This window comes from Salinivibrio sp. ES.052 (assembly GCF_900141775.1).
Taxonomy (GTDB): domain Bacteria; phylum Pseudomonadota; class Gammaproteobacteria; order Enterobacterales; family Vibrionaceae; genus Salinivibrio.
The window spans coordinates 71602-86543 of sequence record NZ_FSRI01000002.1 but is presented as its reverse complement, the minus strand read 5'-3'; the positions used below and the strand labels follow the sequence as shown (position 1 = coordinate 86543).

Annotated in this window: 15 protein-coding genes; 14 read left to right on the top strand and 1 reads right to left on the bottom strand. The window is 50.0% G+C overall.

The features are described from left to right. Positions 1-103: 103 nt before the first annotated feature. From BUQ98_RS09945 to BUQ98_RS09905, 9 genes are all read left to right on the top strand, one after another. Positions 104-1021 (top strand): type IV pilus biogenesis protein PilM, encoded by a 918-nt coding sequence (locus BUQ98_RS09945; protein ID WP_074213704.1) that lies wholly within the window; start codon positions 104-106, stop codon positions 1019-1021. Beyond that, entirely contained in the window at positions 1018-1596 is a 579-nt protein-coding gene (locus tag BUQ98_RS09940) for a PilN domain-containing protein (protein WP_074213703.1), read from the top strand. The genes BUQ98_RS09945 and BUQ98_RS09940 overlap by 4 nt, the downstream gene beginning before the upstream one ends. Beyond that, positions 1593-2186 carry a type IV pilus inner membrane component PilO gene (locus BUQ98_RS09935; protein WP_074213702.1) on the top strand — a complete coding sequence of 198 codons (594 nt, stop codon included), beginning with the start codon at positions 1593-1595 and terminating at the stop codon, positions 2184-2186. Before BUQ98_RS09940 ends, BUQ98_RS09935 begins: the two co-directional genes overlap by 4 nt. A 13-nt stretch (positions 2187-2199) precedes the next feature. Further along, positions 2200-2715 (top strand): pilus assembly protein PilP, encoded by a 516-nt coding sequence (locus BUQ98_RS09930; protein ID WP_074213701.1) that lies wholly within the window; start codon positions 2200-2202, stop codon positions 2713-2715. A gap of 13 nt (positions 2716-2728) precedes the next feature. Beyond that, positions 2729-4480, top strand: coding sequence for a type IV pilus secretin PilQ (locus BUQ98_RS09925; RefSeq protein ID WP_254813918.1), 1752 nt, complete (start codon positions 2729-2731; stop codon positions 4478-4480). Between the two features lie 144 nt (positions 4481-4624). After that, positions 4625-5143: a shikimate kinase AroK gene (gene aroK / locus BUQ98_RS09920; RefSeq protein WP_025739049.1), complete on the top strand. Its 519-nt coding sequence runs from the start codon at positions 4625-4627 to the stop codon at positions 5141-5143. 19 nt (positions 5144-5162) lie between these two features. Then, positions 5163-6242 carry a 3-dehydroquinate synthase gene (aroB, locus tag BUQ98_RS09915; RefSeq protein ID WP_074213700.1) on the top strand — a complete coding sequence of 360 codons (1080 nt, stop codon included), beginning with the start codon at positions 5163-5165 and terminating at the stop codon, positions 6240-6242. A gap of 11 nt (positions 6243-6253) precedes the next feature. Beyond that, positions 6254-7837: an AAA family ATPase gene (locus BUQ98_RS09910; RefSeq protein ID WP_074213699.1), complete on the top strand. Its 1584-nt coding sequence runs from the start codon at positions 6254-6256 to the stop codon at positions 7835-7837. A 72-nt stretch (positions 7838-7909) separates the two neighbouring features. Beyond that, positions 7910-8785: a Dam family site-specific DNA-(adenine-N6)-methyltransferase gene (locus BUQ98_RS09905; protein WP_074213698.1), complete on the top strand. Its 876-nt coding sequence runs from the start codon at positions 7910-7912 to the stop codon at positions 8783-8785. Here BUQ98_RS09905 and BUQ98_RS09900 read toward each other — a convergent pair. Next, entirely contained in the window at positions 8782-8970 is a 189-nt protein-coding gene (locus tag BUQ98_RS09900) for a DUF2970 domain-containing protein (RefSeq protein WP_074213697.1), read from the bottom strand. The genes BUQ98_RS09905 and BUQ98_RS09900 overlap by 4 nt on opposite strands. Before the next feature lie 150 nt (positions 8971-9120). Here BUQ98_RS09900 and rpe point away from each other — a divergent pair, with 150 nt between their 5' ends. The 5 genes from rpe to BUQ98_RS09875 all read left to right on the top strand — a co-directional run bounded on the left by rpe (position 9121) and on the right by BUQ98_RS09875 (position 14773). Continuing rightward, the gene (gene rpe / locus BUQ98_RS09895) at positions 9121-9795 is read left to right on the top strand and encodes a ribulose-phosphate 3-epimerase (protein WP_074213696.1); all 675 of its coding nucleotides are present in this window, start codon (positions 9121-9123) and stop codon (positions 9793-9795) included. Positions 9796-9804: 9 nt separating this feature from the next. Next, positions 9805-10485: a phosphoglycolate phosphatase gene (locus tag BUQ98_RS09890; RefSeq protein WP_074213695.1), complete on the top strand. Its 681-nt coding sequence runs from the start codon at positions 9805-9807 to the stop codon at positions 10483-10485. 60 nt (positions 10486-10545) lie between these two features. Continuing rightward, a complete protein-coding gene (trpS, locus tag BUQ98_RS09885) occupies positions 10546-11559 on the top strand; it encodes a tryptophan--tRNA ligase (RefSeq protein WP_175566313.1) in 1014 nt (337 codons plus the stop codon). 200 nt (positions 11560-11759) lie between these two features. Continuing rightward, positions 11760-14099, top strand: a complete 2340-nt coding sequence (locus BUQ98_RS09880) for an ExeM/NucH family extracellular endonuclease (protein WP_074213693.1) — start codon at positions 11760-11762, stop codon at positions 14097-14099. Between the two features lie 98 nt (positions 14100-14197). Further along, complete coding sequence (locus tag BUQ98_RS09875; RefSeq protein ID WP_074213692.1) at positions 14198-14773, top strand: anthranilate synthase component II; 576 nt, start codon at positions 14198-14200, stop codon at positions 14771-14773. Positions 14774-14942: the final 169 nt, after the last annotated feature.

The window sequence follows — 14942 nt, the reverse complement described above, 5'->3', positions numbered from 1 at the left end:
AATCATACGTGAGTAGTATAAAGGCACCAGCATTAAAAATAACCCGTGATGAGGTCAGTTTTATAAATACTGACCTTACGCTGACGTTGGAGCCTAACACGAAATGATCCCAAGTTCGGCAGTTTTAGGTATCGCTGTGGGCCAAGAGATAAGCCACGCTGTCGCAGTTCGCCCTGCCTCATCAACCCTGACTGTCTCTGCTTATCATACCTTTGAGTGTGATAATAAAGACACTTTGCCTGAGACGATAAAAACACTCAAAAAAACACTGCTCTCCCACCTGCCTTGGCATCAACGGTTTTCGCCAACCGTAGTCGTTGGGGTTGAGGATGAAACGGTGATCAGAAAAACCCTGACAGCAGCAGACATTGATGACCCACTCGAGCAGGAAGTGGTTGTTGGCCAAGCATTAAGTGTGGCGCTTAATATGGACATGAGTGGTCTATTTTTTGATTTTATGAAGCAGCGCTCATCGTGTCCTCAATCTGGGCAGGTGTCCTACGAGGTTGTGGCGTGCCGCCGACAAGCATTGATGCCCTTACTCGCGGCGTTTAAAGAGGGAGGCCTGAATGTCAGCATTGTGGATACGCAACAACAAGGGCTACAAGAAGTTTATCATGCGTTGGTTCAGCATTATCAGCCTGATAGTGCACCATTATGGTTACACCTCAGCGCGGGGACACTGTCGGTCATCTGCGCTTTACCTGATGGAGAACTGTATCAACATCGTTTGACAGTTAGCACAATGACGATGGATGCAAACCCGGAGGTGAGAGAACGAGACCTCGGGCGCTCTCGCGTACTGCAACAACATCTTGACCAAGCGTATCAACGTTACGGTACCCACCACCCCCATTCAGTTGTCCCGCTTTGGCTCAGCGGGGATTGGCCCACACATGTCACTAGCCCGGCATCGACATCGTGCACGTTTATCCATCCTGGCGAGGCATTTGGTCAGGCTTCTCTGTGTGCCCAAAGCTGTGCAGCGCTGGGTCTCGCATTTCGTGGGGTAAGGCCATGAGGATTAATCTACTTCCATGGCGAGCGCAAGCACAGCGTCGCCTAGAGCGTGTTTTTATCTTGCAAACTTTCATGGTCGTAGTGTGTGCGTTGATCACAGTGTTGATGATCACTCAATGGCAGCAGCATTGGCTCCATGAGCAGCAAAGCCGCCACCAACAACTAGAGCAAGGTATTGAGCAGTTTGAACATACGTTGGCGAGATTTGCACAGCAAGATGAAAAACGGCGGGCGTTGCAATCTCGTCTCGGGCTCGTTAACCGCCTCCAGCAGCAGCGTAACAATGTGACGGCTGTGCTCAATTTTATACCGACGGTGATCCCACCAGGCGCCTATTTAACCCGTTTAGTGCAACAAGAAGGCCAGATCAGTCTAGAGGGATGGGTCACCTCAAACGCTGAGCTTGCCCGCCTGTTGGCCGCCTTGGAGAAACAGAGTGACGTTTCTGGGTTAAACATTGACACCGTGATCACCGATGAAAAGGTAAGCGGGCCCAACAAGCGGTTTAAATTAAACTTTTCGCTGACGCGTTATGTCGCACCGCAGCTGCCAGGAGACCAGGAGGAAGAGTCATGATGGACTGGGATTGGCGGCGCTTACCGTTTGCGCCTTTGTGGGTGAAATTAAGCCTATGGGGAATAGTCATCATGGTGCTTGGGAGTGTGGCTTGGGTCGGAATTGTGCAGCCCAACCATGCAGCGTTACTGCAAGCTCAAGAGCACACGTCGCAACTAAAAACGCGTTACCGGCAGCGGGCCTACGAGGTGGCAGCATTACCGGATGTAGACGAGCAGTTAGTCGCGCTGAACCAACAATACACTCAGCTTATCGCGCAATTACCGGAAGAAGAGGAGCTGGCAGGCCTACTCGCGGGGGTCAACGAGGTAGGAATGCGCCATCAGCTGCAATTCGAAACGCTGGCGTGGCAACCAAGAATACACGGTAGCTGGTTAGACGCAATCCCCATGAACATTGTGCTCCAAGGTCAGTATCAGGACATTGGTGCCTTTAGTGCCGATATTGCGGCAATGACTCGTTTGGTGTCTCTGCAAGACTTTGTGCTTACGCGGGAGACAGAACGATCATCTCCTCTATTACGTCTCTCTGTCTCCGCGACTACATATCGTTTCACTGGCCGTACCACGCCGAAAAAGCACGCACAATAGGGAATAGGGCCACATGATGTTCAGAGTCTGTGTATGGGTTTTACTGTTTATATTAAGTGGCTGTCAGGGCGAAGACAGCGATATTCGCCATTTTATGCAACAAGTACGTGGACAAGCGGCAGTCACTGCCACTCGGATCCCTCCGCCCCCTAAGTATCACTCTGTGGCATTTGTGCATGATCATCGGGATCCGTTTGCACTTCCTGCTGCGTCAGGCCAACAACGGGTGTCTCCCGGAGACTGTTGGCAGCCCTCTTTTTACTGGCGTGAGACCCCGCTTTCAACATTATCGCTAGAGCAACTGGCCATGAAGGGGAGCTTAACTAAAGGGGGACAAAAGCATGCGCTCATCGCTTTACCCAATGGTGTGGTAACGCAAGTCGCTCAAGGTGACCGACTGGGTCAACATCATGGGCGGGTGATGGCGGTTAACCACGATCACGTGGCGATAAAGCAAGTACTACCCGACGGTTTGGGTTGCTGGCAGCAGCGCACCGTTACCCTATCAATCGCCCCAAACTTGTCGTAAAAGGAGTACTATTATGATCATTTCCACTGCACCAATAGCGTTTGGTATGCGCAGGGTACGAGCTGTCATGATGCTGATGGTTATTTGGAGCGCCATGGTCAGTGTACCGGTGCAGGCATCTACGGTTGTGACACTGAAAAATGTGAATATAACGCGCTCAGCACAGGGAGCGGCGCAATTAGTTTTGGACTTTGACCATCCGGCAATAATGGCGGACTTTCGTCAGCCTACCCCAGACCAACTGAACATTCGTTTACCGCAAGTTAAGGTCTCGCCAGTGTTGATCCAGCGTATGGATACCCGAGAGAGCAACACGCCAGTGATGGCTATCGACGTTTCTCAGCCGTCTGGATATGCGCAACTCCGCATTCAGTCGGAGCACGCGGTGGAGTTCGACTATCACCAACAAGGAAAACAGTTAGTCGTGACCGTACTCGCATCGGAACAGGCCACAGCGTCTTCTCAGCCAACCCATCGTAATGCGCCGATCTCAATCAATTTCCAAGATATTCCCGTACGGGCGGTGCTTCAGCTGATTGCTGAGCAAAATAGGTTCAATTTAGTCACCTCGGACAGTGTTCAGGGCAATGTAACGATGCGGATTGACGGTGTGCCTTGGCAAGATGTGCTAGATGTCATTTTGAGAGTGAAGGGTTTAGATAAGCGTCAACGCGGTGATGTGATGCTGGTGGCTCCTCGCAACGAATTGATGGCTCGAGAAAAACAAGATTTGGAAATGGCTCAACAAGCTGAGACGCTGTTGCCCTTGTCGTCTGCCGTGATCACTGTGAATTATGCCAAAGCCAGTGAGGTGGCGGCGTTAATCCGCGGACAAGGTCAGGGAGTGAGTTTATTATCTCCGCGGGGAGCGGTATCACTTGATGCGCGGACCAACGCCATTATTATCCGGGATATCGATAAAAATATCGGCCGCATTCGCACTTTGGTGAAGCATTTGGATGTGCCCGTTAAGCAAGTGGAGATCGAAGCGCGCATCGTCACGGTTGAACAGGGGTCGGTGGATGAGCTTGGCGTGCGTTGGGGGTTATTGAATCGAAACCGCTCAACAACGGTAGGCCCTTCGATTGAAGGCAACGTGATGTGGGATAGCGATTTGGCGGCACAAGGGCCGGATAGCTTAAACGATGCGGCAAATGAGGGCAGCACGATTGGTGATTTCCTCAATGTCAATTTGGCGGCGGTGAACCCATCGGCCTCAAGCATGGCCTTTCAAGTGGCGAAGCTGGGGAACGATTTACTGCTTGATTTGGAGCTTTCTGCGCTTGAAAGTGAGAGGAAGGCTGAGGTCGTCTCTAGCCCAAGGCTAATCACCACGAATAAAAAGGCCGCTTATATCGAACAGGGGACGGAGCTACCCTATTTAGAAGCTTCATCCAGTGGCGCGGTGGCGGTTTCTTTTAAGAAAGCGGTGTTGAGCTTGTCGGTGACACCACAGATCACTCCGGATAATACCTTAGTGCTAGATTTAAAGCTGACTCAGGATATGCCGGAAAAATCGGTCGTGGCAGGCAAAGGGGAGGCGATGTCGATCAGTACCAAGCGCATCAACACCCAAGTTTTAGCTCGAAATGGTGAAACGGTGGTCTTGGGGGGTATTTTTCAGCACACGATGATCAATAAAGAAACGAAAGTGCCATTATTAGGGGATATTCCCTTGCTTGGTGGACTGTTTCGGCACCAATTAAAAGACCATGCAAAACGCGAACTTCTGATCTTTGTGACCCCTAAAATCGTCACAGGGTAGGTTAGGTGTTGCCAAAGGGGTCACTGTCCTGAGATAATTTTTAATCTGATCACGAAATATCTGTGAGGAATTGGCGCCTCGGGCTTTTTATATTAAGCCTGCGGGCGGTGTTGTCTTATTTAACCGCGCGTAAAATTGCTTAAAATGGCTGAAAAACGAAACATCTTTTTGGTAGGCCCTATGGGGGCTGGTAAAAGCACAATTGGTCGTCATCTTGCTCAGCAACTTCATATGGAATTCTATGATTCTGACTCAGTGATTGAAGATCGTACTGGGGCAGACATTGCATGGGTGTTTGACGTTGAAGGTGAAGAAGGTTTCCGTAAACGCGAAGAAAACGTGATTAACGACCTCACTGAAGAACAGGGTATCGTACTCGCGACTGGCGGTGGCTCGATAATGAGCAAAGAAAGCCGTAACCGCCTATCAGCTCGTGGCGTAGTGGTGTATTTGGAAACCACTATCGAGAAGCAGCTGGCACGTACCCAACGCGATAAGAAACGACCATTATTACAAACCGACCAACCACGTGAAGTGCTGGAATCGTTAGCGGAAGAGCGTAATCCTTTATATCAAGAAATTGCGGATTACGTTGTGCGTACCGATGATCAAAGTGCCAAAGTGGTGGCTAATCAAATCATGGCGCTGTTAGAGCAGCAATAACCAACCACAGGACCCGACCATGGAACGGATAGACGTTAACCTAGGGGCGCGTAGCTACCCTATCTCGATTGGTGAAGGGCTTTTAGCTGATGCTAGCCTATTTGAGGGCGTCCATTCGCGTCGGGTTGCTGTTATAAGCAACGAGACAGTGATGCCGCTTTATGGTGCCTCACTGGTCTCGACACTCAAACTGGCGGGTGCGGCAGAGGTTGCGTGCCTGAGCTTACCTGATGGTGAAGCGTATAAATCGCTAGAAACATTCAACACCATCAATACTTTTCTATTAGAAAATAACTATAACCGTGATGTCGTGCTCGTTGCCTTGGGGGGCGGAGTGATTGGCGACATCGTCGGATTTGCCAGTGCCTGTTATCAACGCGGTGTGGATTTTATCCAAGTGCCTACCACCTTATTGGCGCAAGTTGATTCGTCAGTGGGTGGTAAAACAGCGATAAATCATCCGCTTGGCAAAAACATGATCGGGGCTTTTTATCAACCCAAAGCGGTGGTGATTGATACGCAAGTGCTAAGCACTTTGCCCTGTCGTGAATTTGCTGCGGGGATGGCAGAAGTGATCAAATATGGTGTGATTGCTGATGCCCCCTTCTTCGATTGGTTGAACAGTGAAATGGCGGCGCTGACCGCGCTTTCTCCGGATGCATTGAGTTATGCTATCCGGCGTTGTTGTCAAATCAAAGCCGATGTCGTTGCTCAAGATGAGCGGGAAACAGGCGTACGTGCATTGCTCAACCTCGGTCATACCTTTGGGCATGCCATTGAAGCAGAAATGGGTTATGGCAACTGGCTACATGGTGAAGCGGTATCAGCAGGGACAGTCCTCGCCGCCAAAACCGCTTTGCATCACGGCTTGCTCGATGAAAAAAGTGTGTCCCGCATCACTGCCTTGTTGGAAAGTGCGCATCTTCCGGTACAGTCCCCGAGTGAGATGAACTACGATGCTTTTATTAAGCACATGATGCGTGATAAAAAAGTGCTTTCAGGACAGTTGCGTCTGGTTTTACCGACAGCGATAGGCCAGGCTCAAGTGGTTGCAGATGTACCACATCAGTGTATTGCTGATGTGATTGATGCCGGTTAACCATTGAATGCATGACAGACACTTTTGATACCTTAGCGTTGGATCTGGAAAGCCAAACCCAGCTTCTTTCTCGACTGCAATTTATCACTCGATTTAGCGCTAACTTGATCCAAGTCACCGGCCCAGAGGGAGCCGGTAAAACGTGGCTCAGTGAACGTTATATGGAGCAATGGGCGGATGCCCACGTTCATGCACTCCTGGCTTGCCACACGGCACAAAGTGATGCACAGCGTCGCGCTATCCTGCTTCGCCAGGTCGTCAAAGACGGTGTGTTTAATGAAGCCGACCCCCTCCTAGACAGCTTGACGATGATGCTAGATGGTGCTGGATGCGATGCACTGTTGGTGATTGATGATGCGCATCGCTTAACGCCGGGGCTATTGTCTGAATTATGGGCATTGGTACAACATGCTCAGAATCAAGACCATTTGCGTATCAATGTGGTGTTGTTTGCCTTACCAGGAAAGTTGAACAAGTGGTTACGTCAGGTGTCCTATGGCCATGATCAAAAGCCATTAGAACTGGAAATCTCACCGCTTAATGACGGTGAAGAAGAGATGTTCATCGATGTGTTAGCGGTCACGCAGCGTATTGATGCTGAGAAAAAGAAGCAGTGGTTAGCCAAACTTGCCAATCAAACCGTGTACCCCGGCACTATCATGGAAAAGGATAATCAGGAGACAGGCGCTGTGAGTAAAGACAATAAAAAGCCCGCAAAGAATAATAAACCCTTCCTAATGCTGCTTTTGGCGGTAGTGCTGATGATTGTGGGTGCCGGTGTGATTTGGTGGGTTTTCCCCAGCCAAGACAGCGCGTCGTCAGAAAGCATCTTGCCTGAGGGCCTGCAGAGTTTGGATGATTTGCTGAATGAACAGCAAGCGACCATTGATCCACAAACTACCGGCACAGAGCGCAATGCCACTGAGGAAACGTTATCAGGCAAGATGGTAACGGTGCAGACGCAGACTGACTCAGGAACGATCACCGAAGATAAAACCAATTTACCAGAAGAAGTGAACGGTGAAGGGTTAACGGTCGGCCGCAATGACGAAGGACAACGTGTGGTTGTACCTGATGACGTCGTTGACGCTATTATTGATGAGCAAGATGTTGGAGGAGATGGTACCCAGGCTGTCGATGAACCGCTTGCCAGTGAAATCAGTGAGGCAGTACCCGCACCGGCATCACCAGAAATGACCGATGAAGGCGTCGCGACTAACACTCAAACGGTGGCAGAGACCGAGATAGCAGAGCCATCGATATCCACGGCAAGCCGCCAAGAGGCCCTTCCGTTAGCCACTCAGGCTTTGCTCAATGTTTCTGAGCAGCGCTATGCTTTACAGTTGGCCGCATTACAATCACGCCAAGATGCAATCGATTTGATCGATGACTACCAGCTGGGCGATCGCGTACAGGTTTATCAAACGCGTCGGAACAATACGACGTGGTACATGGTTTTACTCGGTGATTACGCGAGTGTCACAGCGGCGCGTCGTACCGAACTGACATTGACAGATAACGTGCGTGCGTTACAGCCTTTTGTGAAGTCATTCAGCCAGATTCATCGCGAAATCAACCGCGCAAATGGGCAGTAAAATCCGCTGATTGATGAGGCAAAATAAGGTACAATCCGCCCCTTTTCACACCGCAGAGATAGATCAGGGGCAATGAGAAAGCATCGCGCGTTTCTAAAGTGGGCTGGTGGTAAGTATTCGCTAGTCGATGACATCCGTCGTCATCTTCCCGAGGGGAACACGCTTATCGAGCCCTTTGTCGGTGCTGGGTCGGTATTCTTAAACACCGATTACGACCATTATATTTTGGCTGACATCAACCCAGATCTTATCAATCTATACAACATTATTAAGCAAACGCCGCTGCGTTTTGTGGCGGATGCGCGCGCCTTCTTTTGCCAAGAATACAACCAAAAAGAGCGCTATTTGGATGTGCGCCGTGAGTTTAACCTTACCACGGACCCTTACTTGCGCTCGCTTTACTTTTTGTACATGAACCGCCACGGTTTTAATGGCTTATGCCGGTACAATAAAAAAGGCGGTTTCAATGTGCCGTTTGGGTCGTATAAAAAACCGTACTTTCCGGAAAAAGAGTTAGCGATGTTCGCTGAAAAGGCCCAGCGTGCTGACTTTGTGTGTGAGGGCTATGCCGAGAGCTTTGCACGCGCGAGGAGAGGGGATGTGATTTACTGTGATCCCCCGTATGCCCCGCTGACCGCAACGGCTAATTTTACCACTTATGCGACTAACGGGTTTACGCTGGATGATCAAGCCTTGCTCGCAGAGCATGCCGAGCACGCGTCTGTGGCTCAGGGCATCCCCGTTCTTATCTCGAATCACGATACCCCTTACACCCGTCGTTTGTATCGTGGCGCCTCTTTTAATGTGGTCAAAGTTAAACGGACCATTAGCCGGAATGGTAGCGGTCGAAATAAAGTGGACGAATTATTGGCACTTTTTTCTCCTTCCGCCTTCCACCCCCTAGTGGCATCGAATGTGCCTAAAGCGGATGTCACTCCTCGCGGTTAAGTCACCATACTGACCAGTGCTAATAATGCCGCCACCAATAGCCCAATCATCACCACGCCGGTGATGATGTAGGCGGCCGGTGAATCATGACCGAAATCCCGCTCGCGATTGTGTTGTGATTGGACCCCAAATAAAGCGGCAATCACACTCTTCATCACGTCTTTAGGTCTAGGTTTGTTACCCATCCTGCCTCCTTTTTCGGCATCTCTTGTTACTTTAGTTAAGTGTCTGGTACTTGCCAATTGCCAGGGCGAGAAAACACCGATCAGATAAGACTTCACTATGGATATCGGGTAGAATTATGGCGACTTTTTGGCAACTGAGGCGACCGTACTATGAAGGATTTTTTAATCGCGCCATCGATTTTATCTGCAGACTTTGCCCGGTTAGGCGAAGAAGTTGAAAACGTGCTCGCCGCGGGAGCGGATGTGATTCACTTTGATGTGATGGATAATCACTATGTACCCAATTTGACGTTTGGTGCTCCGGTTTGCCGAGCCTTGCGTGATTATGGTATCACCGCGCCCATTGACGTTCACCTGATGGTGAAACCAGTAGACCGCATTATTCCCGATTTTGCCAATGCGGGAGCCAATATGGTGACATTTCATGCGGAGGCCAGTGAGCATATTGACCGCACCTTGCAGTTGATCAAAGAGCACGGCATGCAAGCTGGCTTGGTCTTTAACCCAGCAACGCCGCTCCACCACCTAGATTATGTCATGGATAAACTGGATATGATCCTGCTTATGTCCGTTAACCCAGGCTTTGGTGGCCAATCTTTTATTCCTACCACGTTAGATAAACTGCGTGAAGTCCGCCAACGTATCGATGCCAGTGGCCGTGATATTCGCTTGGAAATCGATGGTGGCGTGAAAGCCAATAACATTGCTGAAGTGGCACAAGCGGGCGCCGATATGTTCGTCGCGGGTTCAGCCATTTTTGGTCAACCTGATTATAAAACCGCTATTGAAGAAATGCGTGCCGAACTGGCCAAAGTAGAAAGGTAATGAAGTCGTATGAGCCTGCGTTATATTGCATTTGATTTAGATGGCACCTTGGTTGATAGTGTGCCGGATTTGACCCAAGCGCTGCAGATGATGCTGGCAGACTTGGAGATGCCGACCGTCACGGTGGCGGAGGTGACGGGTTGGATCGGTAACGGGGCGGATATTATGATTCGCCGTGCCTTGTCACGTCATCATGATCACGATCCTAGCCTTGACGCTGCACTCGTCGCAAAAGCGAGAGCACGCTTTAACTATCACTATGAACACAATGGGCATGAAAAAACGGTGCTCTATTCTGGGGTGAAAGAAACGCTAACCACGCTGCACCAGCAGGGTTATCAACTGGGTGTGGTCACCAATAAGCCATACGCTTTTGTGCCAGCCATCTTAGAAGATTTGGGCTTAGCGTCCTTGTTTAGTGATGTGATTGGCGGTGATAGTCTATCAACCAGCAAGCCAGATCCAGAAGGCTTGCATCTGTTGCGCGATAAGCATGCGTTAACCAATGCCCAGATGTTGATGGTCGGCGATTCAAAAAATGATATTTTAGCAGCGCACAATGCGGGTATTGCCTCAGTGGGGCTAACATATGGTTACAACTACGGTGAACCCATCAGCGATAGCCAGCCAAGCTATGTGCTTGACCACTTTAGTGCGCTAGGACAGGTGGTTGCCAACCACCCCGCATAGCGATTTAAATACGCAAATAAGATCGCCCACACGGGCAATATGTAAAGGAACTGAATCATCATGAGTCAATCTTCGAAACCCATTGTATTGAGTGGTGTGCAGCCCTCAGGCGAGTTAAGTATTGGTAACTATCTGGGCGCACTGCGTCAGTGGGAACAGATGCAAGATGATTATGATTGCCAATATTGTGTGGTGGATTTACATGCGATCACTGTGCATCAAGATGCTAACGCACTGCGTGAAGCCACACTGGATGCGTTGGCGTTATGCTTAGCGGTTGGTGTCAGCCCAGAAAAGAGCAATTTGTTTGTTCAATCTCATGTGCCGGAGCATGCTCAACTCAGCTGGGTACTGAATTGCTACACCCAAATGGGTGAACTAAACCGCATGACCCAATTTAAAGATAAATCCCAGCGCCATGCTGAAAACATCAATGCCGGATTGTTCAGTTATCCGGTGTTGATGGCCGCGGATATTCTGTTGTATCAAACGAACCAAGTGCCGGTGGGGAATGATCAGAAGCAGCACCTGGAACTGGCGCGTGACGTGGCGACGCGTTTTAACAATCGGTATGGCGATGTGTTCGCGTTGCCAGAGCCTTATACGCCAGACGTGAATGCACGGGTGATGAGCCTGCAGGATCCGACCAAGAAGATGTCGAAGTCAGACGATAACCGCAATAACGTGATCGGTTTGTTGGAAGACCCGAAAGCCATCGCTAAAAAGATAAAGCGGGCGGTCACCGACTCAGAAGAGCCACCACGTGTGCGTTTTGATAGTGCAGAAAAGCCAGGTGTCTCTAATTTGCTTGGCTTGCTGTCTGGTGCGACAGGTGAATCGATTGATGCGTTGGAAAAAGCCTATGAAGGCAAAATGTATGGTCACTTGAAAAAAGATACCGCTGAGGCTGTGGTGGCGATGCTCGAACCACTACAAGCGCGTTACCGTGAGTATAGAGCCGATCGCACTCTGCTTGATAGCGTGATGCAAAAAGGGGCGGAACACGCTTCTGCCAGGGCTCAGGAAACGTTGCGTAATGTGTACGATGCTGTCGGTTTTGTTCCACGCGTCTAGCACATCATTGTTACCGTACAAAAAAGCAGCGAGCTGATCTCGCTGCTTTTTTGATCAACACTGAACCGGCCTCTCACTTCTTATCACTTCATCAATAGCGGCTGATTTTGGTGCGATTCATATCACGTCATACCTTGTATCTATCGTGAATAATACATGCGATTTTCGAGTAAACACTCAATTTACGTGAAGGAACAGGTATGAAAAAGTCATTGATGTGGTCACCGCTTGCGTTGGTGATAGCGGGGATTACCCTCCCTGCTTCGGCAAAAGCACCGCTCACAGAAAACTATCAGTGTGGGGTGACCCCCCCAACCCCCATTTACGCGATTCAAGGAGATGGAGAGCGTAGCCCACTCGTCCCTGATGGGAAGTACAGCTCAGAGAAAACCTATGCGGTAGAAGGCGTGGTCACGGCGGTGACGGAAGGCTTATATCAAGGGGTATGGATTCAAGATCGTCAAGGAGACGGTGATCCGGCAACATCAGACGGCCTGTTTGTCTATTTGGGCGATGCTCAACGCTTGGACTTGGCGCCAGGCGATATGCTTTGTGCCAGTGGTAAAGTTAAAGAGTATTACGGTCATACCCAATTAGGGGTCACCGATGGACAGGTGGCAAAAGGCGTGTATCAGGGGGCGCTCCCACCGACCACGATCCGTGTGGCACCAGAGGAAACCTTGCATGATGCATTGGAGCGTTATGAAGGCATGCATGTGACCATGGATGCGGACAGTGAGTTAGTGATCACGCGTAACTTTGGCTTTGACTATGATGCCTTCCGTAACAATATGGTGTTATCGCATCAAACGCCTTTATATAAACCCACTCAACTTTATCCGGCGTTAACACCCGACACCCAAGCTTTGGCTGAGCATAATGCGAATAATCAGCTGTACATCGAAAGCGATCAGAAAGCGAAAGACGGTGAGATCCCTTACTTCCCTGGCTTAGATGCTGAGCAGGGATATTTACGTATTGGTGATCGAATAGAGCGTCTGAACGGTGTGGTGGGTTACAGCTATAGCCAATATCGGTTAGTCACGACCAATACCATCACCGCCGGCGATATTGTTCATCGTCGTGATCGCCAAGCCGCGCCAGATACTGTCCCGGGGGCGGATATTAAGGTCGCGAGTTTTAACGTACTGAACTATTTTACCAGCGCCAGCGCGGTGGGCGGACCATTGAACGTGACGTGTGAAGACCGTGCTGATGCTGACGCCAATCGTGGATGCAACCGAGGCGCGAAAACCGCTGCCGAATTTGACCTCCAACGAAGCAAAATCGTTAATGCGTTAACCGCGATGGATGCCGATATTGTTGGTTTGATGGAGATCGAAAATAACGGTTTTGAAACGGGGAGTGCCATTGCTGATTTGGTCACCCATTTAAATGCCCAATTTAGCCATCCGGATGATCATTACCAATTTGTCGAACCGAGCGATGCAGAGAAAACCCAAGGTGCTTTCTTTGGTTCGGATGCCATTATGGTGGGGATGATTTACCGGCCGGCTAAGGTTGACCTTGCCGGTGATGCGCAAGCCGTTCGGATGCCAGAGCAGCATATCAGTGGTGAAAACCCAGACGGAGAGACCAAAGCGCTGAACAAATATCAGCGTGATAGTTTAATCCAGCGCTTTACGATCAACGATCAGCCGCTGAGTGTGGTGGTGAATCATTTTAAATCGAAAGGCTCGGGGTGCTATGAAGATTGGATCGCCGGTGAATTTGAAACTGACACGGCTGATATGCAAGGACATTGTAATGCGTTCCGGGTGTCTGCAGCCGTTGCACTACGCGATCGTCTCAAAGCCGTTGACGGTGACGTATTAATTTTGGGTGACCTCAATGCTTACGCCAAAGAAGATCCGGTCCGTGTTCTTACTGACTACCAGCGAACACCAAGCGATCGGGACATTATGACCGCTGCAGGGACGGAAATTCGTGGCGTGCCCATGCATCCAACGGCAAAAGCGGTCGAGCAAGGGCTCGGTTATACGAATCTTGCGACAGATTGGTTAGGTGAAAAAGCTTACTCTTACTCTTATTCCGGTGAGTTAGGCAGCCTTGACCATGCACTCGCCAATGCCAGCTTGGCCAACAAAGTGGTAGGGGTTGAGGATTGGCATATTAACTCGGTAGAGAGCACCTTGTTTGAATACAGCCGTCAATATACCGGGGATTTGGTCAAATCGAGTAATCCATTCTCGTCGTCAGACCACGATCCGGTTCTAGTGTCACTCAACTACCCGGAACCTGTGGTGCCCGTCTCGGTCACTGTGAATAACCGCAGTTTTCTGCCGATTATTCCATTGCTGAACGGGAAAAAAAGTCCGGTACACGCATGGATGAAATGGCGTAGTCAGCGTCAATTTGACCAAGCGAGCCCTTTGGTTCAATCATTGGCACTGCAGGGTGACGACCGCATTATGGTCTCGGTCAAAGCACTGGGCTTGTTTCCAGTTTATTGCGGCAGTGCGCCAGCCGATACGCCAATGACCGTGCGATATACGGGATTTCGCTGTCAGCTACGCTAATCCTAATGTGAGCAGCGAGCACCTGCCCGCGCTAGGATGACGCCTTATAAGCACTGTGTTAGCATCATGCCGATTCTCTCATCGCATGGCTTAGCACAGTGCTTCTTATCATCGATAACTACGACTCTTTTACCTACAACCTGTATCAATACTTCTGTGAGCTAGGCGCATCGGTGTGCGTCAAGCGTAATGACGCGATTAGCTTGGCCGAGATAGCAGCAATGGCGCCGACTCATATCGTGATATCCCCCGGCCCTTGCTCCCCAGATGACGCCGGAATTTCGTTAGCGGTGATTGAGCACTTCGCGGGAAAAATACCTATTTTAGGCGTATGCCTTGGTCATCAGGCGCTCGCACAAGTCTTCGGAGCTCAGGTGGTACGTGCTAACCAAGTCATGCACGGCAAAACCTCCCCGGTGACGCACCAAGGAGAAGGCGTCTTCGCAGGCTTATCAACGCCGATGACAGTGACACGTTATCATTCTTTATTGGTTGACCCGCAGAGCCTTCCTGCCTGTTTTTCGGTGACCGCAACCACTGCTGGCGTTGATGGTCGCGAGATCATCATGGGCCTTAAGCATCGCCACCTTGCCGTTGAAGGGGTTCAGTTCCACCCAGAGAGCGTTTTGACCGAAAACGGGCATGCCTTACTGGCCAATTTTTTACAGCAATAATCTCTTGGTGCAGCGATTTTCCTACTCACTGTTTACAGAAACAGTTGCAATAAATAGCGATCTTTATCACTAATTTTACATTTCGCTATATTTGACTGCTTTATCAATGGCTGCAACCTTATGCAGCCTCGGCAGTGGGGGTGACCACCCTTGCCTCAATCGCATCATA